The following is a 20,202-nucleotide window of genomic DNA, read 5'->3' on the forward strand; positions in this document are numbered from 1 at the left end:
GCTTACGACAGTTCCAAGGCGGGCGACTCGATGCCGCGTGCCTGGTCGATCTTCTCGGCCACCTTGAAGGCGGCTTCCAGCTCGGTGCAGCCGTATTGCTGCATGAGCTGGTAGCGCTCGGCCTTCTCCTCGGGTTCGGTCTGCGCAAGCGCGAGGTAAAGGCTCGGCGGCACCGCGCGGAACAACACTTCCATCGACTTCGACAGGATCACGCCCTCGGTGAATTTCCCCCCCTCCTTGCGCGCAGAAAGCATCAGCGCTTTCTGCGCTGGTGAGAGTTCACGGAAGCGTGCAATCTTCTCGACCTCATCGGGCGGCATCGACAGGCAGATCCACCACTCAATCATGTTGAGCATGGGCTCTGCGGCACGCGGCAGGTCGTCGATGTTCTGGGTCGCCAGCCAGAACCAGGCGCCCAATTTGCGCCACATCTTGGTAATTTTCACGACGTAGGGCGCGAGCAACGGGTTCTTCGTGATGATGTGGCCTTCGTCGGTCACATTGATGATCGGACGACCCAGGTACTGGTCGCGCTCGGCGATGTTGTTCACCGTGCTGATCAGGCTGATGTAGGCGATGGAGAGCTGCGCGTTGTAGCCCTCGCGGGCATAGGTCGCCAGATCCACCAGCGTGATGTCGGCCTCGGGCCACGGCGTGCCATCGCGGTCGAACATCTCGCCATCGGTGAGCGTCGAGTCCTGACCGCGGGCGCGCAGCGCGTTGCGCACGTCGCGAGTGAGCACCGTGCGCTTCTCAGCCACGCAGTGTTCGGCGGCGTCGAGGATGCACTGGCGGATCAGCGAACGGTCGGCCCGCGTCATCCGGGCTTCCTCCTTGTCCTCGCCGCCGGTGATCATCAGCCGTGCCGTGATCTCCAACTCGCCCAACACGTCACGCTGTTCGTCTGCCTCCATGACCGAGGCATCCGGTGGCAGGTCTTCGTCCAACGCATCGGCATCGAGCGTCTGCACGTCGCTGGGTGTTTCGATCAGCCGGCGGGCATCCGCGAACGGTGCCAGGCTGATGCCCGATCCGGGGGCCAGCTTGACCCGGTTCACCGTCAGGCCCAGGCGCCTGGCGAAGTCGCTGAACAGCCCGAAGCTGTTGCCGGCTTCCACGATGAAGAGGCGCGGCCGGTAGATGGCCGTGACCTGGTTCAGCAGGTTGTTGAGCGTGGCGCTCTTGCCCGAGCCGGTGGGGCCGAACAGGAATAGATGGGCATTCATCTGCCTGTCTAAGCGGTTCAGCGGATCAAACGTGATCGGCCCGCCACCGCGGTTGAAGAACGTGTTGCCCGGATGGCCCGTACCCTGGCTGCGACCCCACGCCGGCGAGAGATTCGCCACATGCTGGGCGAACATCAGTTGGGTGAACCAGTTTCGCCGATCCTGCGCGGGGTTGTAGCAGCACGGTAGCCAGCGCAGATAGCTGTTGAGCGGCGCGACTTCATCGTCCTCGCGAACGGGCTGCAACCCCGCGTTGAGCATCACGTTGGCGAGGTCCAGACCGCGCCGGTCAAGCTCGGCTTCGTCGCGTCCGCGCAGATAGAAGGCCAGCGTGCCGCGGTAGAGTTTGTGCGCGCTGCCGATGAGCGAGCGCGCCTCCTGCACGTCCTTGAGCGTCTGCTCCGATGCCAGTGTTTCGCCGACTGCCTTCTTCGCCAGGTGGTTCAGGTGCGATTCGAGAATGTCCTGGGGCGTCGCCACCATGGTCAGACACATCGTCGTGTCCTCGGGCATCTGATCGAACAGCGTGTTGATCGCATCGCCCTTGCGGGTTTCGCCAGTCAGGTGTCCCGTTCCGGGCGGCATGCGCAGCCGGTCAGTGACCAACACACGGTGCGGTATGCCGTCGAAGTGCCAGGTGCCATGCTCCACGTCCGAGCGTGGCTGGCTGAAGAAAAGCCGCTGGCTAAAATCCCGCCCGCTCGCCAGTTCGATCTCGCCAGCCTCGGTGTCGGCGGGGTAGCGCGCGAACGCATAGAAGCGCTCCCGGTCCTCGACCCCAGGCCCGAGCAGCGTCGGACGCGGGTTGAACCAGCGCAGCAGCCAGTCATGGACGTCTGCCGCACCCAGGCGGCGAGCCTGGATGCCGGCGTTCGCCAGCCCGCCGCACAGGCGGTCGCAGACGATGTTCAGCATCTGCTCGGGTGTCTGGCCCCGGCGGTTTGCCTGGCCCTGTCCTTGTCCGGTCACGCGGCGATAGACGACCATGCGCACACGCCTCGTCTGGCCGCGCCAGCGCAAGCGTGTGACCACCGTGTCCTGGAACAAGCCACCGGGCTTGGCCACCGCGCGCAGATGGTGGGCAAAGAACCGCAGGTAGAACTCCGTGAACACCGTGCCACGGGCGCGCGGCTGCACGTAGTCGCGCAACGTCTGCATGTACTGGTCGAAGCTCGGTTCGTCCTGGGCGTAGAGCTGCAACACCCAGGGGTTCTCGTCCAGTTCATCGAAGCTGTCCTGGAGCGCGTTTTCTAAGGCGTCGCGGGCGTGCGCGAGCCAGCCGGGTTCCCGGCCCTCGGTCCCCAGCGGCACCAGCTCGAAGAAGGCGGCCACCGATTGGCCGTCCTCCAGGAGCATCGATTTCGACTCGGGCAAGAACTCCACCCAGGGCAGCAGTTCCACGAAGGACGGTGCGACGTCGTACAGCGCCTGCTCGTCGGCCTCCGTCGCCGGCTTGCGGCCCCGGACTGCCGAGCCGGGTTCGGGGATGCCGACCTGCCGCAAGGCCTCGACGTGGCGCTGCCAGCCGTCCGGCTGCTCATCATCACCAGCGCCGGATGCGGCCAGCTTCGGCGCGGCCGGCTTAGGCCAGGGAAGTTTCCACCGCATCAGTAGGCCTCCACGCGCTCGCCTGGCATGGCGTACTGGATGCGCTGGTTGAGCGGGAAGACCGTCGTGTAGCCCGGCACCGGCACGGGGTCCGTGCCCGCCAGGTGCGGATACACGTACATGACGAGATCGGGATTGGGCAGACGCTGGAACTGGCGGTGGACCTCATTGCGCGCGGTGCGCGTGTAGCGCATCTGCTCGACGGGTGCGACCTGCACGTCGGCGTCGGTCAGGGGCCGACGCAGGCTCTGGCGCGCATCGAGCAGCTGGCGGCCGGCGTTCCGTCCGGCTGCGCCACCGCCGTCGCCGGCCTCCTGCTGCCAGATGTCCATCATCGTGCGGTCACCGTGGGTCAGCAGCTTTTCCTTGCTGGTGGCGCAGCCGCCAAGCACCGCGACGGCGAGGGCCAGTGCCAGGCCACGGGCCAGGTTAGTCAAGTTCGAGTGCATGGCTTTCTCCTGCGCGGTGATCGACCTTGCGGCCTTCGGGATCGAAGTCGATGGCGAGCGGCTTTTCGAGGTGGACGGCAACCTTGGCGCCGGGCTGGACATAGACGGCGGCGAACGCCTGGCCGTACAACTTGTTGACCCAGGCCGACATGTCCCGCACGCCGCCCGCCAGAATCTGGCCGACCGCTTCCTGGCCGGTGATGCCCACGGTGCCGATGGAGCCGTCCGAGCCGACATAGGACATGCGGCCGCTGTCGCTCTCGATGAGTGAGGCCACACCGGCGCCGGCCGCGGTGATCAGGGCCTGCGAGCCGAGGTATTGCTGGGCGTTGCTGCGCCGCTCGCCGCTGACGCAAGGAATGCCGTGGGGATCGCTGATCCAGCCCAAGCCATCGCGCTGTTGGTTGTTCTGCTGGTTGCCCTCGCGGTCTTCGGGGATCGTGCGAATCGTGCCGTCGTGGAAGACGAACGTGATGCTGCGCACCTGGCCGCGCACGCACGAGAGCGTCCAGTCGCCCGAAGCGGTGCCGCTGAACACGGCGCCGGCCACGTCGGGAATGTCGATGCCATTGGCGGTCAGGTTGTCCGGCCCGACCAGAACTTTGAACGGATAGGGATCGTTGACCGTGCCGTCGATCGGCACGCGGCCGATCAGCGCTGTCATGGCGACCGAACCCATGAGCGTGGAGTTGGTCGGCACGGTGTAGACCGGCTTGGCACTCTTGACCCCGGCGGCGCGGGCGCCCGCGTTGGCCACGGTTTCCGCAGTGGTTTCGAGCGTGCTCTGCGCCGGGCCGAAGCTCGTGGGGAAGCTCATGCCGCCGCTCGCGCCACGCCCCCCGTTGCGCCCCTCGGCGGGCTTTGCGTCGTCCGGCTCGACCCACCGCACGCCGCCCTCCATGCCTGCCTCGTCGCCGCCCTGCAGCCCCAGGCCCACGGGCAGGTCCGCATGGCCGCCGCCGCGCCCGCCGATGCTGTCCAGACGCCGCTGCAGGTCGGCGAGCAGCCCTTCGGTCTGCTGGCGCGCGCTGGCCGCCTGCTCTTGGTCGCGGCGCAGGTTGGACCGCTCGGATTCGAGCGCCGAGTTGATGCGCTGGTCGATGGAGTTCTCGCGCTGGCGCAGTCGCTGGTTCTCTTCACGCTGCGACTTGTTGTCCGAGAGCGCGGTCTGAAGCTCGGTGCGCAACTGCTTCACTTGGGCAACGAGCGTCGCCACGGTGTCGCGCGGGGTGTCGCCTTCGATGCCCAGCGCCTTCATTTCATCGGGCGTGAGCTGGGCGCCGTTGTCCGCCGCGGGTGGCGCCGTGCTGCCTCCACCCGAGAACAGCCGGATACCGACGAACAGCACCAGGATGGCAACAGGGATCATCAGCCACTTGAGCAGGCCGTTACTGCGCATGGCGGGCCTCCTTGGTGTTCTCGTCGCCGTCCGGCTGCGGCAGATGCACGGCCGGGTCGAAGCGGTGAATCGCCGGCAGCAGCGACTGCGCGAGACCGCGGCCGCGCGTGACCAGGTACAGGACGGTCGTGTCCTCGGGCGTGCCGCGCGGGCCCAGCGCCTCGTGCTGGAAGGTGGCGGTGAGGAAATCGCCTTGCAGCACGCGCGGGTCGAGCGTGATCCAGCCGCCGCTGCCGTTGGTTAGGCGCACGGCAGTGACCCACTGGTCCTCCAGGCGCCACGACGCGAGTGCGACCGCGCGCACGGGCAGCGTTGGCATCAGTGTGTCCAGGTCGAGGTCGCGGGGCAGGTTGACCCGCATGACGCCCGGAAGCGGCTCGACGGTGCGCAGCGGTGCGTAGAGGTTCTGCGCGGCGAAGCGCGTCAGCACGACAGGGACCGGAGTTTCGCGCCGCGCGGTCCGCGCACCTGCTTGGCCCTGGGCGCGTGCCGGGGCCTCGGCACTGTCGGCCTGCTCGCCATAGCGTCCCGGTGCGCTGTCACCCTCGACGATGCGCACCGGCTCCAGCTCGGCTTCCCCGTCCTTGGGTGGTTCGGCTGCGATGTCCAGCAGGATCAGCGCGCCCGTGTCGGCGTCCTGCAGTTGCAACCGCGTGGGCTCGATCGGCTCGCTGGCGCGCAGGTACACCGCGCCCCCCGCACTCTGCACGCGCAGGCGTTCGCCCACGCCCGCGGGCACGCCCACGCGCACGTTGCGGTCGATGAACACGATGCGTTCCTGACCGACCTTCAGCGGCACTGCCAGTGGCATGCGTTCCCAGCGCAGGATTTCCACTGCATGGGCGACGGGTGCCGCGGCCACGGCCAGTAGCCCCAGCAGCGCGAGTACAGGGTGCTTCATGGGGTGTTTCCTCCTTGAGGCGCTTGCGGAGACAGGCCACTCGGCGCCGGGCGCGTCGGCTCCGGTGCACTGATGCGCTGGGGCGCGCCGTCGTAGCAGTCCAGCGCCAGGCCGAACGGGTTACGGGCGGGATCGACGTCCACCCGCGTGACCTTGATCGGATAGCGCACCAGGGCGCGCTTGACCTGCTCGGCGCCGTAGTACTCGTCCGCCGTGATGTCCAGCGTCACCACCCAGTCGCGATCGGACACGGTGCGCACGCGCGCCGTGGGGTCGTCGCCATAGCCGCGGCCGGGAATCTCGTAGATGCCGCGCACGCGCTGACGCAGCTCGCCCGTGGAGCGGCGGTAGTCATAGTCCGCCCGCAGGAAGGCCTGGCAGGACGGGGTGAGGTACGGCGAGAGCGTGTGGAGGTTGCGCGAGTAGTCTTCCTCGCCATTGGTTGGCCAGCGGTTCAGCGTCTGGAACACGTAGAACGTGAACGCATAGACCGATTCGGGCGGCACTTCCCACCACTTGCGGGTACTGCCAGAGCGCAGGTCGGGCGGGACGTGGATGGTCAGGTCGCGCGGCGCGCTCCACCAGCCGCCGCCCATGACCAGGGCGACGACGACCAGCGCGCCCGCGGCCAGCCGCAAGGTCTTGATGTGCGCCTGCAGGTGGGTGATCTCGTTTTTGAAGCGGCTCATCGCATGCTCCTGCGGGTGGACCAGAAGCCCGAGCGCGAGATCAGCACATGGCCACCCACCCAGCCGGCCATCAGCGGATGGCGCGTGGCGATGCGCCATTGCAGTTGCCGATACAGCCAGGTGTCGGGACGCCCACGCTTGAGGCGGCGCAGGATGCCGCCGCCGATGAAGACGCCGAGCGCCACGCCCAGGACGACGAAGGTCGGCGCCAGCGCGATCGTGCGGAACACCCAGGACAGCGGCGCGCCGACCAGCAGGCCGGCGGCACCGGACAGGCCGCAGCAAATCCAGAGTTCGTCAGCGGTGAGGCCGCGCACCACAACGGGATGGCGGTTGAGCCGGTGCGGAAGGAAGGTGACCGTTCCGTCCGCACGGACGTGCTGCTGCTCGGACATACCGGCCTCGCTTACAGGATGCCGGTGGCTTCGGTGAGCAGCCAGATGCCGATCACAAGCAGCACGGCGCCGATAGCGACCGTGAGGCCGAACTGGCCCCACGTCTTGCGGCCGGTGTGGATCTCCGCGTAGGTCCCGTAGGCGTGGTAGCAGACGCCGATGAACATCGACGCCACCACCAGCAGGGCCACGAGCATGATGATGTCGTAGCCGTAGTTGCGGATCGTCTCCATGATGCCGTTGCCGGTGCCGCGCGTGGGGTTCTCCAATTGCGGCAGACCTTGCGCGAACGACAGCGCCGGCAGCGCGGCGGCGCCCAGGGCCACGGCGGCGCGCTGGGCAAAACGGGAAGTGAGGTTGCGGTTGTGCATGGTCGGGCCTTTCAGGTCAGGACAGAAGGAAGAAACTCAGGACGAGGTACATCGCGACGAAGCGGATGCAGACGCCGAGGAACTGGCGCTGGTTGAGGCGGCTCTCGGACCACCCCACGTAGGCCGTTCGGATGGCCCAGACGCCCCACACGAGCAGGACCGCGAACACGACGCCGACCAGAACGGTCGCCATCGCGGAAGGCGCGATACCGCTGTTGGCTTGAAATGCCGAGACCTGGGCGCCGTTCATTGCTTGCCCTCCGCAGTCGTCGCCGGCAGCGGCTCGGTCGCCCGTTCGGTGCGGTATTCGCCGGCCAGTTCGGAGGGGGCGCGCGGTTGAGCGCGCGATGGCGTCAGGTGAAATTGGATGCCGGCGCGCACGCGCGCCAAGTCAGCCTGGAGCCGCGGGTAATCGAAGTGGTAGCGCTCGCCCGGTGTGATGGGGGTATGCGCGGCGCTGTCCGCGACGGTGCGTTCCAGCGCGTCGAGCTGGCGCAGCGCGGCGACCAACTCCTGGCGCTGCGCCGGGGACTCGGCCAAGGCCATCGGGGACCGGCCCAGCACGAGGGCCGTCACGAGAAAAGTGGGCACGCCGCGATGCGCGGCGCGCAGCCAGATCGAAGCCAACATCGCGCCATTCCTGTGTGATCAGCAATGGGTTGATCGTGGAGATCAGGGCTGTTTCAGGCCGCAAACAATAGGAACCCGGAAGCGACCGGATTGATGGCCTAGAGGTACTTTTTGAAGCTGCCCGCGGTCAGGCTCACGGCCAGTCCCAGCAAGGCTGCGCTGGGCAGCAGGATCAGCAGCGGATGCACCGAGATCGGCAGCGCGAGGTAGGTGATCCAGGGCAGCACGGCCAGCGGCATCAGGCTCGCTTTCGCGCGGTGGTAGATGAAGCCGGATTCCCGGCCCGCGCCGAACCGCCGCACGTCCCGCCGCACCAGGCCGTCGATCAGGCCGACGAATGCCGCAGTGAGGATCAGCGGCAGCGTGAGCACCAGGACCAGCAGGCGCACGAGGAACGTGAGCGTCGTGAAGGCCGCGGCGATCAGGTAGCTCTCGGCCCAGACATAGGCCTGGCTGATGTAATAGCGGAAGTTGCGCGTCGGCTCGCGGCTGGGCGCACGGGCGCGCTCGGCGGTCTGGCTCATGCGCTCCAGCAACCCCGAGCGCACGAACACCCACCCGTACCCGGTATCCACCAGCTCGTGCGCCGTGCGCCCGGGCTCCTGCACCACCACGCTGCGCGTGAAGTGGTTCGACAGGTGCCCGAGTTCGTACTGCAGCATCTGCTGGGAGTGGCGCCAGCCCTGGTCCTTCCAGAACAGGTGCATGCCGACGCACTCCACCACGATCGAGAACAGCAGCGAACCGATCAGCACCCCGAGCAGCCTGAACGGCAAGGTGATGGTGCCGACGATCAGCCCCTGGCGCTGGTTCTGCTCCCGCTGCGCGGTCGAGGCGGCATCCTTCATGGTGCGGCCTCGCCGGTGCTGTCGTCGGCGCCGGTGGCCACCGCGTCAGGCTCGGCCGGAGCGGCGTCATCCAGCAGGTCGTCGGGCAAGGCAGCCTCCTGCAAGGCTGGGGAACTGGTGAACTCCCACCATTGCGTGGCCTCGCTGTAGCTCTGACGCATGTACCCAGCCAGTTGCTGCAAGTCCGCCGGCATCACTTCATCGGGGTCAGGCGCTGGCAGTGGCATCCGGACCTTCCAGAGCTGACCACCCTGCAGCAGCGCGAAGCATTGGCCTTTGGGCAGGCCGACGACGTGGGATGGCTCGATCATCGGCACGCTCGACATGCTGATGCGGTCTTGCGTGTTGCTGGTGAAGTCCGTCGTCCCGCGGATGTCCGAGGCATCGGTCGCGCCGGAGACGATGGTGGTGGTATAGACCTCCACCTTGGGCAATTGACGGGTCAACAATTCCGCGGTGGCGGTTTCCCGAACCCGCAGCATGAACAGGTTGTTGAAGTTGCCGATCACCTGGCCGGCCTTCGCGCGGTTGCCGATGCGGGCCTCGATGTCCGAGAGCGTCTGCGTATACGCGGTCACCTGCAGCCCGGCACCGCCGCCCTTGTTGATAAGGGGGATGAACTCGTCGCCCATCAGTTCGTTGAACTCGTCGGCATGGACGTTGATGGGAATGCGCGTGCCAGCCGAGGCACCCGGCAGGCCGTCGTCGATCCCGTGCTTGTAGATGTGCCCGGCTACCGACACCAGGTCGGAGAACATGGAGTTGCCGACCGCCGCGGCGACTTCAGCATCCGACAGCGCATCCAGGCCGACATAGACCACGGCGCGCTTCCTGATGACTTGCATCCAGTCGAAGATCGGGCGCGCGTCAGACAGGTCGGAGTAATTCGGCGCCAGGAGTTGGGCGATCTTGCCGCTGGTGAGCTTTTCCAGCAGCGGCAGCAGCGATGCAACGATCTTGTCGAAGTAGGTCTTGTCGTAGCGCACCGCCGAGCGCAGGCCATCGAGCACAGGGTCGTAGTTGCGCGCCTGGGAGAGGTATTGCTCCAGCGCCACCACACGCTTCTCGCGCCCGATCATGTTCCTTGGGATGTTCTTCTCGTTGAGCTTGGCCTCGATCTGGACGATCACCTCCCAGGTCTTGGGCTCGGTCTTGGCGAAGTAGTGTTGGGCGTACTCCATGAACAGCGCGTCGATGTTGATTACGTGCCGCTGGATCAGCATGTAGTCCGGGCGCTGCCCCAGTTCCACCAATGCGCGCGCAATGATGTTGACGAAGCGCCATGCGAACTCGCGGAACGCTGCACTGTTGCCCTCGCCGGAGAGTTGCCCGGCAATGCGCGTGGCGACTTCACTGATGCGTCCGAAGCGCCCCACCGCGTTGTAGCGTGCAGAGAACTCGGGCCAGCCGAGGTGAAAGACGTAGAACTCGCCCTCGCGACCCGCTCGCTTGGCTTCGACGTACATGCGTTTCAAGAGATCCGCGTCGCCCTTGGGGTCGATGACGATCACGACCTCATGCTCACCGTCTGCATTCGTGCGACGGATGTCCTGGGTGACGAACAACTCGGCCAGCCGCGTCTTCCCCACGCGCGTGGTGCCCAGCACCAGCGAATGGCCGACGCGCTCACCCAGTGGCAGGCTGACGTCGACCTCGTCGGGTTCGATGCCGTGCAATCGCGGCAGGCCGCCTACCGGTGGCAGTGGCCGCACGGGGTTGAATGACACATCCCAGCCCGTGAGCCGTACGAGGCGAGACAGTGGAAACGGTGCGAACTCCAGCCGCTCCTCCAGGCGTCGCGCCAGCCGGTATGCCGGTGTTGGCTCGACGTAGCGGCGAAATTCCGGCCGGTACGTCTGCATCAGCCTGTGGGTGTGCTTCTGTTCCCACAGGAAACCGCGCCCCACGAACAGGCGCTGCTGGCTGACCGGCACGTCCCTGCTCGTCATCACGTAGCGCGGCAGGCGCCGGATGTTGCGGCGGTAGCGCAGGATCACCCGCGCATCGCGGTAGCGGATCGCGCCATAGGCGCCGAACGCCAGTGCGGCACCGACGCCCATGGCTGGGCTCAGCGCGAGCGACCACGGGGCCACCAGGGACAGAAACGCGGCGCCCGCACATGCCGCGACGGTGTATAGCTCCACCGCTGGGCGCAACAGGACTTCGACGGGCTGTTTCCCCGACATGGCCTCATTGCTCGATGCCGGTCGCCGTGATCAGCGCCGGGTAGTGCCGCAGGCCCAGGCGTTCGGCCAGATCATCGCCGGCCACGGGGGCCATCGGCACGCCAGGCGCCAGTGCGCGCAACCGCGCCAAAGCCTGCGCGGTCTCGACATTGACCACCAGGCCGACCGCGCCGCGGTCGTGCAGCGACGCCGCGTGACGGCGCAGCCAGGCTTGCGAGGTCTCATCGTCGCCGATGACCACGAAAGGCCGCAGGCCCGGTGCCTCGATCACGCGCCGCGCGACGAAGCCGGGCATCAGCTTCGCGCTGCGTACCGGCAGCATCGCTGCCTCGTCAGCGGGGGTGGCGGGAATCTGCGGCGTCGGAATGGGAGGCCGCAACGCGCTGTTGGCGCGTGGCTGCAGGTTAAGCGCTTCGTAGTACGGCAGCGCCGACGCGCCGCCGCGGTCCTCGACCACGATCAGCGGTTCGGCGGCATGCGCGACCAACGGCAGCGCCGCCAGCAGCGCGAGCAGGCCCCGCAGGGTCCAGAGCGGTTTCGTCATGGGGTCGACTCCTGACGCACGGCTCGCGCCGTGGCGATTGAGTGCGTGCCCTGCACGCGGGCGAGGTGTCGGGATACGCTGCGTCGATAGCGGGCGGCAGGCTCACCGCCCGCGGGCCGGTGGTAGCGGCCCATGGCCAGCAGCCAGTCTTCACCGGGGGTGTACTGCTCCTTGAGGATCTCGGCGGCGCTGGCGAGATTGCGGTACGGGTCCAACAAGTCGCAGGCATGGGTGTAGCGGTGCGGGTGGTAGCCCAGGTTGATCTGGCCCAGGCCCGCGTCGATGCGCGTGGGTGGCGTAGATCGCATCGCCTGCTGCAAACCGGCGCAGGCATCGGCACGGGTGGCGAAGCGCCGCGACTGGCCGGCGACATTCAGGGTCCACGGCCATGGGACGATGCGTCCATTGCGTCGCATGCCGCTCTCCTGCAAGGCCACGGCGTAGAGCACCGTCGAGGGAATGCCCGCGCGCTGTGCGGCAAGCTGGTAGGCCGGTGGCGGAACCTCCTGGGCATGGGCGGCGCAGGCGAACAGGCCCGCAGTGAGCGCCAGTGCGCGCAGCAGCGCCGTTACGGCTGGCGTTGCCATTGGCCGTTCACTTCGCGCACAACCGCAGGCAAATCGCCGGGCAGGCTCAGCGACAGCCAGCGGCCGCCGTCGTGGTTGAGCGTGATGCCGCCGCTGCGCACCCGGGCCGGGTCGATCTGGGCGCGCTTGGCCCAGTCGCGGATGCGCGCATCGTCCTGGCGGCTGCCGACCATGTAAAGGTCGAACTCGGCACCCGAGGATTGCAGGCGTTGGACGAGTTGCCCGCAAGCCGCGCAGCCGTCCTTGATGAACACTGCCGTGCGACCGCTGCCCCGCGCAGCGGCGGCGCCTGGCCTCTCGTCAGACAGGTTCACCCGCTGCATGCCGGGGTTCAGGCGCTGCCAGGCCTCGTCGTAGGCGCGCTGGTACGCGAGCAGCTTCTCCACGCGGCGCGCTTCGACTTGCACCTGCAGCTCTGCGTAGCGCCGCCGTTCTTCGTCGGTGCGCGCCTCGATGCCCAGGGCGGACAGCGGGTCCAGATTTGGCGAGTAGATGCCCAGCGGCCCATCCATCAAGTCGCGATAGCGCGCCCATTCCTGCGGTTGCAGGCCCCATTCGCCTGCCACCCGGTCGTCCAGGATGCGGGCGGCCAGCGGGCGCTCCTGGCTCTGCGCATTGCGGGCGGGGGTCGTGGCGGGCTGCTGCGCCCAGGCGGGCAACTGCATGGAGCCCAGCAGGAACGCGTACAGGATGATCGACGGCTTCATGTGGTGGGCTCCGGTCAAGGAATCGCCACGCGACGGGTCTGGTCGCCGGCCTGGAACACCGCGGCATTGCCCTCGATCGCCTGCAGGCGCCACGGACCCAGCGCATCACCCGGCAGCAGCACCTGGAGCTGATCGGGCGTGAAATCTCCGGCACTCGGGGCGACGGACACGCTGCGCTGACCCGCGCGCAGCTCAGCGCCGACGACACGAAATGGCAGCGGCGGCGGTTCGGACTTGGCGGTGGCCGGTTGGCTCGGGGTGCGCCGCTGGGTAGGCGCCGCTGCACGCGCAGTCGCTTGGCGCACCTTGATCTGCTCGACTTCGGTACGCAGCGCCTGAACGTCCTCGGCGGTGGCATAGCCACCCAGCGCCTGTTCGGCTTGAACGATGCGCGCCTCCATTGCCTGCCGAGCGTCTTGCAGGCCTGCGGCGGTGGCGGCTGCGGGCTGCTGCTGCAAGGCCCGCGTGGTCTCGGCCAGCCCGGTCACCTGGGCTTCGAGGCGCTGCAACCGGACATCGAGCTGCTGCTGGTCGGCCTGATCGGTCATCGTCTGGTGGCCCAGGATCGCGAAGACACTGAGACCCAGCAGCCAAAGCCAGAGCAGGCTTTGCAACACCACGGCGGCGGTCGGGCGCCGGAGCGGCTGTGCCGCGTTCATGGCTGGCCTCCCGCAAAGGGGAACGTCTGCACGGCCTCGGCAGCAGGCGGCTCGGACACCGGCTCGGCACCGGTGTCGCGACCAGGCCGCTCGAAGCAGACCTGCCGCGTCCGGTCATCGGCGTGCAGTTCCCAAGCCGGACCGGCCAGGGTGAGCAGTGCATCGCGCAAGGTCATGGGGCCGAGATGCAAGTGCGCCGCCGGCAGCGGCAGCGCGTACAGCTCGATCACCGCATGCGGGGTCTCGCAAAGCTGGTAGCCGCTGCGTTTGAGCACATGCCGCAGCCCGTCGCCGACCGTGGCGCGGACCTCCTCGGGCATGGACACGTCGATGGTCTGCACCAGCAGATCGCGCTGCGCCGCCATCGGCGCCAGCTCCACCAGGGTGTAGCGGCCATAGCGCACGACGGGAATGAACTCGGGCGGTGCAGCCTCGGGCGCGGGTGGGACGTCCTCGACGGTGCTGGCGGCCAGCGGCGGTGGCGTGGTCGCGCAGCCGCTGGCCAAGGCTGCGGCCAGGAGGCTGGTACCGACCAGACACCGGGATACATGGATTGCAGGCATGGCATCGGCTCTTCTGTTGCGATGCCGATACCTTGGCTGCGCGCGGCTGCGCGGTCAGTCAGAAATGCGAACTGGGGGGTGCCCGCTTTTGCAGTCCAACACATAGCGCAACCCGCAAATCCAACTGTGGTTTGCACATTAATTCTATAAATGTTGTATTATCGAATCATGAAAGAGGATCAAGCCATTTCCGCCTTAAACGCCCTGGCTCACACCCAGCGCCTGCGCGTGTTCCGCGCCTTGGTCGTTGCTGGCCCGGGCGGACTGACGCCGAGCACGCTAGCTGACCAGCTCGACGTGGCCCGCAACACCTTGTCCTTCCACTTGAAGGAACTGGCCCATGCTGGCCTCGTCAGCATCGAGCAGCAGGGCCGCAACCTGATTTATCGCGCCGAGTACGGCCGCATGGACGGTCTGATCGGTTACCTGACCGAGCATTGCTGCCAAGGTGGCGTATGCGAGGTTTCTCCATCCAAGACCTGCTGCTGACCATGACCGATACCACTTACAACGCCTTGTTCATCTGTACGGGCAATTCGGCCCGCTCCATCCTCGCCGAAGGCATCCTCAACGACATGGGCCAAGGGCGGTTTCACGCCTGGTCGGCAGGTAGCCATCCGAAAGGCGAAGTTCACCCGCTGGCACTCGCCACGCTGGAGCGGCTGCACCTTCCGACAACGGGCTACCGCAGCAAGAGCTGGGACGAGTTCGTGAAGCCCGATGCGCCGGTGTTCGATTTCATCTTCACCGTCTGCGACAACGCAGCCGGCGAGGCGTGTCCGCTGTGGCCGGGCAAGCCGGTGTCGGCGCATTGGGGCGTGCCTGACCCGGCAGCCGTGGAAGGCACCCTGGAACGACAAAGCAAGGCGTTCTTCGATACCGCCATGACGCTGCGCCGACGTATCGAGTTGTTCCTGTCGCTTCCGATCAAGAGTCTCGATGCCATGTCGTTGCAGCGTGAACTGCGCGACATCGGCCGCCAGTGAGGCCCGCCCGATGAGCGCAACCGATACTGCCGGCCCCGCGCCAGCAAACTCCGCCATGAGCGGCTTTGAGCGTTACCTGACGCTATGGGTGGCGGTGTGCATCATCGCGGGGATCGCTCTGGGCCAGTTCGCGCCCGCCGCATTCCAGGCCATCGGCCGCATGGAGATTGCCAAGGTCAACCTGCCGGTCGGCCTGCTGATCTGGGTAATGATCATCCCCATGCTGCTGAAGGTGGACTTCGCCGCGCTTGGCCAGGTGCGCCAGCATTGGCGGGGCATGGGGGTCACGCTGTTCATCAATTGGGCCGTCAAGCCGTTCTCAATGGCGTTGCTGGCGTGGATCTTCATCCGCCACGTCTTTGCCGACTGGCTGCCCGCCGATCAGCTCGACAGCTATATCGCCGGCCTGATCCTGCTGGCTGCTGCACCGTGTACCGCAATGGTTTTCGTTTGGAGTCGGCTGACTGGCGGTGATCCGGTATTTACGCTGTCGCAAGTGGCCTTGAACGACACCATCATGGTGTTCGCCTTCGCACCCATCGTCGGCCTGCTGCTGGGCCTGTCGTCGATCACGGTGCCGTGGGACACCTTGCTGGTGTCGGTGGGTTTGTACATCGTCATTCCGGTCATCCTGGCCCAGCTCTGGCGCCGGGCGCTGCTGCGCAAGGGGCAGGCCGTGTTCGACAGGGCACTGGAACGCATCGGCCCATTGTCCATCGCCGCGCTGTTGCTGACGCTGGTGCTGCTGTTCGCCTTCCAGGGCGAGGCCATCATCCGGCAGCCGCTGGTGATCGCCATGCTGGCGGTGCCGATCCTGATCCAGGTGTTCTTCAATTCCGGTCTGGCGTACTGGCTCAACCGCCAGGTGGGCGAAAAGCACTGCGTCGCTGGGCCATCCGCGTTGATTGGTGCCAGCAACTTCTTCGAGCTGGCCGTGGCCGCCGCCATCAGCCTGTTCGGCTTCCATTCCGGCGCAGCACTCGCAACAGTGGTCGGCGTGCTCATCGAGGTGCCGGTCATGCTGCTGGTGGTGCGCGTGGTCAATCGCTCACGCGGCTGGTACGAACGCCGCGCGACCACTTCGTAACCTCCAAGAGGCATCCATGAGCACCATCACGATCTACCACAACCCAGCCTGCGGCACCTCGCGCAACGTGCTGGGCCTGATCCGCAACAGCGGCGAGGAACCGACCATCATCGAGTACCTGAAAACGCCGCCCGACCGCGACACGCTCCAGGCGCTGATCGCGGCGATGGGCGTGCCGGTGCGAGACGTGCTGCGCGAGAAAGGCACGCCCTATGCCGACCTCGACCTGGGCAACCCGAAGTGGAGCGACGACGACCTGATCGGCTTCATGCTCCAGCATCCCATCCTCATCAACCGGCCTATCGTGGTCACGCCGCTAGGCACGCGCCTGTGCCGGCCTTCGGAAGCCGTGCTCGACCTGCTGCCGCAGCCGCAGCGCGGCGCGTTCAACAAGGAAGACGGCGAGCCGGTGGTCGATCAGGACGGCCGCCGTGTCTGAATCTCGTCTCGACCTGCCGAACATCGACACGGCGCTGTTCCAGCAACCGGACACCGAACATCTGTTCGCGCCGGCACGGGCCACGCACGCGCCGCGCTTCCTGCTGCTCTATGGTTCGCTGCGCGAACGCTCGTTCAGCCGCCTCGCAGCCGAAGAAGCCGCACGCATCTTGCGGGCGCTGGGCGGCGAGACCCGATTGTTCAATCCGTCCGGGCTGCCTCTGGTGGACGATGCGCCGGCCGATCACCCGAAGGTCAAGGAACTGCACGAACTGGTGCAATGGGCCGAGGGCATGGTGTGGAGTTCGCCGGAGCGCCACGGCGCGATGACCGGCCTGATGAAGACCCAAATCGACTGGATTCCGCTGTCGGTCGGCGCGGTGCGCCCGACCCAGGGCAAGACGCTGGCGGTGATGCAGGTATCGGGCGGCTCGCAGTCGTTCAACGCCGTCAACCAGATGCGCGTGCTGGGCCGCTGGATGCGGATGCTGACCATCCCGAACCAGTCCTCGGTCGCCAAGGCGTACCAGGAGTTCGACGAGGCCGGACGCATGAAGCCCTCGGCCTACTACGACCGCGTGGTGGACGTGATGGAAGAACTGATGAAGTTCACGCTGCTCACGCGCGACGTGGCGCCGTATCTGGTGGATCGTTACAGCGAGCGCAAGGAAAGCGCTGAATCACTGTCCAGGCGTGTACGGCAAGGTGCAATTTGACGCTGCGAGGCGCTGAAAAAAGAGCCGACGACCTCTCGGTCGTCGGCATTGCGTGAAGTTCAGGCGGCGACCAGTTGCCGGGCCAGTGCGACCTCGACGGAATCACCATCCTGGTTCAGGACATCCAGCCCCGATTCGGGCACGTCGCCCGAGGTGGACTGCGAGACCATGATCTTCTTGGCCATCAGTTCCAGGCAGGTCATCTGCGAAGAACCGGCGTAGCCGAGGTAGATCACGCGCACCGGCAACTTCTGCCCGATGCGCCAGGAGCGGCGTGCCGCCTGCTGGAGCGAGTACACGTTGTAGCCCGACTGCATGAACACGATCGTCGGAAACTCCAGCAAGTCCAATCCCGTCTTGACCAGCTCGGGATTGGTGATGAGCACGTCGATGCCACGATCCAGTTGCTCAGCGATCCAGTCTTCGCGGCGGCTGGCATCCACGCTTGCGCGCAGCACCGCCACCTTGAAGCCTTCTTGCTCCAGCAGCACCTTCAGGCGCGACGTGGTGTCCCGCGTGCCGGTATAGACCGTGTAGGCCAGAACCTTGCGGCCCTGCGCCTTCTCCGCTTTGCAGATGTCGATCAGCTCACGCTCCTTGGGGCTGATCTCGAACTCGTTGAACTGAGCCGGGACAAACGCCAAGGTGTTGCGCGTGCGCGGATGCACCACGGTCTCCGACCGGAAGCAGCAATCCGGCCAGGCCAGCAGCACGTTGAGGACCACACCCAGCAAGGTCGTATCGCGTCGCGCCAGAGCCTGTTTCAGCTCCGCGGTCAGCCGACCCGCCAGATCGCGGTAGGCCGCGGCTTGCGCCGTGTCCATCGCGACTTCACGGAACTCCTCGTCATACGGCGGCAGGACGTTGCCACCGATGTCCTTGAGCTTGAGAAAGATCGTGAACGGCAGGATGCAGCGCAGCACGCCCTTGGGGCCAAACCCCGGGGCCTTGACCGTGCGCACCGATACCTTGGTGCCCTTGGCCGTCTTGTGCGCCGTGCCGGTGCTCTCGGAGTAGATGTCCTTCAACACCCCGTGATCGCGCATGAACGCCATCGCAGCCGAGGTCATGCTGCCGCTCGTGGTCGGGCGGTAGCCGTCTTCGATCATCCGCCCCGGAAGGGCTCGGAACAGCAGGTGGAACAGGTCGTCCCCGTAGCCGCCCATCAACGTGCCGGTCAGCAGCAAGGTCTTGCGAGCCTTCGCCGCCAGCACGCCCATGGCCTGGCCCTGGGCACTGCCCCCGTTCTTGTACTCATGTGCCTCATCGGCGATGAGCAGGTCGAACGTGCCTTGCGGCAGGTAGCGTTTGATGAACTCGGACGGCTGATAGCCGCCCTCGCCAAAGCCGAACTCCATGTTGGCCATCGCACGTTCCATGCGCGTGGCCTGACGGTCGGAAAACACCAGCTCGCCGTTGCCATCCATGAGGTTGATGAACTCATGGATGTTGTCGCCGAGCATCGACGCCAGGAACCCGTCACCGAACTTTTGCATCAGCTTCTGCGCGGTGACCTCTCCGATGGTCGGTATGCGCTTTAAGGCTTTGAGCACGGCCGAGGACTGGTCGCTGCCGGACAGACTGCGCGGGCGGATCAGTGTCCACAGGGGCGCGGCGCAGTGGCCGCACTTCCTGCGGCACTCCTCGGCTTGGAGCGCGATCGGGTTGACCGGCTCGCCGTCGAGGTCGGTGATGACCGTGCCGCAGTCCGGGCAGGCCGCCACGTCGCCGTGGCGGGTGCGCCGCGTGGTGAAGACAGGCTTCCAGTGAAAGCCCATCCGCATCCTGACGCGCCCCAGGACGAAGAACTCCTGGCCCGTGGGCTGCACGCCCAACTGCTCGCGCAGCTTGATGAGCTTGACGAGCGTATCCGGCCCGTTGAGTACCCACACCTTGGCACCGGCCACCGTCTCCTGGATCTCGCGCCGCCACTTGTAAACCAGGTGGGGCGGCGACAGCACCAGAGTGCGGCGATAGCCTTCGGCGTTGAGCACGGCGGCCGTGGCAATGCCGACGGTCGTCTTGCCGCAGCCCATCTCGCCATTGACGATCGCAGCACGTTCGCCACGGTCGATCAGCAGCTCGGCGGCGGCGTGGACGACTTCGGCCTGGGCTGGGAACAGCTTGCGCTTGAGGCTGGCGACCACCAGTTGCCGGTGCGCCTGCGGTTGGCCGGTATAGACCGGCGGATTAGCGCTGTTGAGGGCGTCGAGTAGTTCGTCGCCGAACTCGCCGACAAAATCCTGAAGGCTCAGGGTCAGAGGGGAAGATTCCGCGTCGAGCAGTTCGCCCTGTACGGGCGCGGATTCAGCGGCAGTGGTTTCGAGATCGAGGGACATGGTGATGCTCCAAAGAAAAATGGGGCATGCACCACCCCCAGCGGGGCAATGGCATGCCCCGTGGTGGGAAGAGAATCGACGCGTGGCTGAGGGTGGTTGAAGGTGCTGGCCTGGGCGGCCCGCAGGTGAACCGTGCTCAGTCTTCGGACGGAAGCACGATGACGGTTGCGCAGCGCTGCGAATCGGTGACGATGCGAATGGCGAGCCCCGGATGGATCACGTAGTGCGATTCCAGCGACGCGCCCGATTGAAGCGCGCTGCTGTTCGTCTGCCATTGCTGGATGTTGACGTCGCCCCAGTCGCCACGGGTGTGGCGCCTGAAGTACGGGATCGGGTCCAGGCGACCCGCGCGGACCAGGCGGTCTACACCTCTGCTGAAGATGAGCGCCCCGATGGGGAACGCCAGCCGCTGGCAGTAGGTTTCGATGCGATGCGATGCCATGGGCTCCTCCTTGATGAGTCATTGAGCCACGACACCCCTGCCGGAGTGAAGTGGCTCCGTCAGGTGGATGAGGATGACGATGTGGGGCCTCAGATCAGGTCCCGCTCTTCGGGAAGCTGGACCACCGTGGTCTGGTGGTCCTCGCTGGTCTTGACGATCAGCGCCAGGTCCGGCGTGATCCTGAACTGCGAGATCATTAGGTTGTCCTGTTGGATCGCCACGTCGTTGGCTTGGCGTGTGGCCTCATCGATCTCGCCCCAGTCCCCGCGCACATGGCGCTGGACATAGGCCAAGGGGTCGATCAGGCCTCGCCGGGCCAGCCAATGCACCTTCTCGCTCAACTTCAACGTACTCGGTGCGAACAACGGTTGCTTGTGCGGCGCAGGCCGCTTGAACGGATTGGGGATCATGGTGTTTCTCCTTCGAGTTGGT

Annotated in this window: 24 protein-coding genes; 5 read left to right on the top strand and 19 right to left on the bottom strand. The window is 66.5% G+C overall.

Going from position 1 to position 20,202, the window contains the following annotated elements:
- Positions 1-2: 2 nt before the first annotated feature.
- The 16 genes from IEW15_RS05865 to pilL2 form a co-directional block, all read right to left on the bottom strand.
- Positions 3-2,834, bottom strand: coding sequence for a conjugative transfer ATPase (locus IEW15_RS05865; RefSeq protein WP_188575861.1), 2,832 nt, complete (start codon positions 2,832-2,834; stop codon positions 3-5).
- Positions 2,834-3,283, bottom strand: coding sequence for a TIGR03751 family conjugal transfer lipoprotein (locus IEW15_RS05870; RefSeq protein WP_003116807.1), 450 nt, complete (start codon positions 3,281-3,283; stop codon positions 2,834-2,836). The genes IEW15_RS05865 and IEW15_RS05870 overlap by 1 nt, the downstream gene beginning before the upstream one ends.
- Positions 3,264-4,682, bottom strand: coding sequence for a TIGR03752 family integrating conjugative element protein (locus IEW15_RS05875; RefSeq protein ID WP_003116808.1), 1,419 nt, complete (start codon positions 4,680-4,682; stop codon positions 3,264-3,266). The genes IEW15_RS05870 and IEW15_RS05875 overlap by 20 nt, the downstream gene beginning before the upstream one ends.
- Positions 4,672-5,583, bottom strand: a complete 912-nt coding sequence (locus IEW15_RS05880; protein WP_003116809.1) for a TIGR03749 family integrating conjugative element protein — start codon at positions 5,581-5,583, stop codon at positions 4,672-4,674. Before IEW15_RS05880 ends, IEW15_RS05875 begins: the two co-directional genes overlap by 11 nt.
- The gene (locus IEW15_RS05885; RefSeq protein WP_003116810.1) at positions 5,580-6,272 is read right to left on the bottom strand and encodes a PFL_4703 family integrating conjugative element protein; all 693 of its coding nucleotides are present in this window, start codon (positions 6,270-6,272) and stop codon (positions 5,580-5,582) included. The genes IEW15_RS05880 and IEW15_RS05885 overlap by 4 nt, the downstream gene beginning before the upstream one ends.
- Positions 6,269-6,667 carry a TIGR03750 family conjugal transfer protein gene (locus IEW15_RS05890; RefSeq protein ID WP_003050133.1) on the bottom strand — a complete coding sequence of 133 codons (399 nt, stop codon included), beginning with the start codon at positions 6,665-6,667 and terminating at the stop codon, positions 6,269-6,271. The genes IEW15_RS05885 and IEW15_RS05890 overlap by 4 nt, the downstream gene beginning before the upstream one ends.
- Before the next feature lie 11 nt (positions 6,668-6,678).
- Positions 6,679-7,038 carry a TIGR03745 family integrating conjugative element membrane protein gene (locus IEW15_RS05895; RefSeq protein WP_003090173.1) on the bottom strand — a complete coding sequence of 120 codons (360 nt, stop codon included), beginning with the start codon at positions 7,036-7,038 and terminating at the stop codon, positions 6,679-6,681.
- 16 nt (positions 7,039-7,054) lie between these two features.
- Entirely contained in the window at positions 7,055-7,288 is a 234-nt protein-coding gene (locus tag IEW15_RS05900; RefSeq protein WP_003050225.1) for a TIGR03758 family integrating conjugative element protein, read from the bottom strand.
- Entirely contained in the window at positions 7,285-7,668 is a 384-nt protein-coding gene (locus tag IEW15_RS05905) for an integrative conjugative element protein, RAQPRD family (protein WP_013391806.1), read from the bottom strand. The genes IEW15_RS05900 and IEW15_RS05905 overlap by 4 nt, the downstream gene beginning before the upstream one ends.
- A gap of 98 nt (positions 7,669-7,766) precedes the next feature.
- Entirely contained in the window at positions 7,767-8,516 is a 750-nt protein-coding gene (locus IEW15_RS05910; protein WP_013391805.1) for a TIGR03747 family integrating conjugative element membrane protein, read from the bottom strand.
- Positions 8,513-10,702 carry a type IV conjugative transfer system coupling protein TraD gene (gene traD, locus IEW15_RS05915; protein WP_013391804.1) on the bottom strand — a complete coding sequence of 730 codons (2,190 nt, stop codon included), beginning with the start codon at positions 10,700-10,702 and terminating at the stop codon, positions 8,513-8,515. The genes IEW15_RS05910 and traD overlap by 4 nt, the downstream gene beginning before the upstream one ends.
- A 4-nt stretch (positions 10,703-10,706) precedes the next feature.
- The gene (locus IEW15_RS05920; RefSeq protein ID WP_013391803.1) at positions 10,707-11,246 is read right to left on the bottom strand and encodes an integrating conjugative element protein; all 540 of its coding nucleotides are present in this window, start codon (positions 11,244-11,246) and stop codon (positions 10,707-10,709) included.
- Entirely contained in the window at positions 11,243-11,833 is a 591-nt protein-coding gene (locus tag IEW15_RS05925) for a transglycosylase SLT domain-containing protein (RefSeq protein WP_013391802.1), read from the bottom strand. The genes IEW15_RS05920 and IEW15_RS05925 overlap by 4 nt, the downstream gene beginning before the upstream one ends.
- Positions 11,815-12,540, bottom strand: a complete 726-nt coding sequence (locus tag IEW15_RS05930; RefSeq protein WP_013391801.1) for a TIGR03759 family integrating conjugative element protein — start codon at positions 12,538-12,540, stop codon at positions 11,815-11,817. The genes IEW15_RS05925 and IEW15_RS05930 overlap by 19 nt, the downstream gene beginning before the upstream one ends.
- Before the next feature lie 14 nt (positions 12,541-12,554).
- The gene (locus tag IEW15_RS05935) at positions 12,555-13,199 is read right to left on the bottom strand and encodes a hypothetical protein (protein WP_013391800.1); all 645 of its coding nucleotides are present in this window, start codon (positions 13,197-13,199) and stop codon (positions 12,555-12,557) included.
- Positions 13,196-13,762 carry a PFGI-1 class ICE element type IV pilus protein PilL2 gene (pilL2, locus tag IEW15_RS05940; RefSeq protein WP_013391799.1) on the bottom strand — a complete coding sequence of 189 codons (567 nt, stop codon included), beginning with the start codon at positions 13,760-13,762 and terminating at the stop codon, positions 13,196-13,198. Before pilL2 ends, IEW15_RS05935 begins: the two co-directional genes overlap by 4 nt.
- A 150-nt stretch (positions 13,763-13,912) precedes the next feature.
- Here pilL2 and IEW15_RS05945 point away from each other — a divergent pair, with 150 nt between their 5' ends.
- Genes IEW15_RS05945 through arsH form a run of 5 tightly spaced genes read left to right on the top strand, consistent with a single transcriptional unit; the run spans position 13,913 to position 16,989 of the window.
- Positions 13,913-14,251 carry an ArsR/SmtB family transcription factor gene (locus tag IEW15_RS05945; RefSeq protein WP_013391798.1) on the top strand — a complete coding sequence of 113 codons (339 nt, stop codon included), beginning with the start codon at positions 13,913-13,915 and terminating at the stop codon, positions 14,249-14,251.
- A 2-nt stretch (positions 14,252-14,253) separates the two neighbouring features.
- Entirely contained in the window at positions 14,254-14,748 is a 495-nt protein-coding gene (locus IEW15_RS05950; protein WP_013391797.1) for an arsenate reductase ArsC, read from the top strand.
- 10 nt (positions 14,749-14,758) lie between these two features.
- Positions 14,759-15,835, top strand: coding sequence for an ACR3 family arsenite efflux transporter (gene arsB / locus IEW15_RS05955; RefSeq protein WP_013391796.1), 1,077 nt, complete (start codon positions 14,759-14,761; stop codon positions 15,833-15,835).
- Between the two features lie 16 nt (positions 15,836-15,851).
- Positions 15,852-16,274, top strand: coding sequence for an arsenate reductase (glutaredoxin) (arsC, locus tag IEW15_RS05960; RefSeq protein ID WP_013391795.1), 423 nt, complete (start codon positions 15,852-15,854; stop codon positions 16,272-16,274).
- A complete protein-coding gene (gene arsH, locus IEW15_RS05965; protein ID WP_013391794.1) occupies positions 16,267-16,989 on the top strand; it encodes an arsenical resistance protein ArsH in 723 nt (240 codons plus the stop codon). The genes arsC and arsH overlap by 8 nt, the downstream gene beginning before the upstream one ends.
- 59 nt (positions 16,990-17,048) lie before the next feature.
- Here arsH and IEW15_RS05970 read toward each other — a convergent pair whose 3' ends face one another.
- From IEW15_RS05970 to IEW15_RS05980, 3 genes are all read right to left on the bottom strand, one after another.
- The gene (locus IEW15_RS05970) at positions 17,049-19,328 is read right to left on the bottom strand and encodes a helicase-related protein (protein WP_013391793.1); all 2,280 of its coding nucleotides are present in this window, start codon (positions 19,326-19,328) and stop codon (positions 17,049-17,051) included.
- A gap of 136 nt (positions 19,329-19,464) precedes the next feature.
- A complete protein-coding gene (locus IEW15_RS05975; RefSeq protein ID WP_003116817.1) occupies positions 19,465-19,770 on the bottom strand; it encodes a hypothetical protein in 306 nt (101 codons plus the stop codon).
- A gap of 89 nt (positions 19,771-19,859) precedes the next feature.
- Positions 19,860-20,180, bottom strand: coding sequence for a hypothetical protein (locus IEW15_RS05980; protein ID WP_003116818.1), 321 nt, complete (start codon positions 20,178-20,180; stop codon positions 19,860-19,862).
- Positions 20,181-20,202: the final 22 nt, after the last annotated feature.

The sequence above is a fragment of the Tistrella bauzanensis genome, from assembly GCF_014636235.1.
Lineage (GTDB): Bacteria > Pseudomonadota > Alphaproteobacteria > Tistrellales > Tistrellaceae > Tistrella > Tistrella bauzanensis.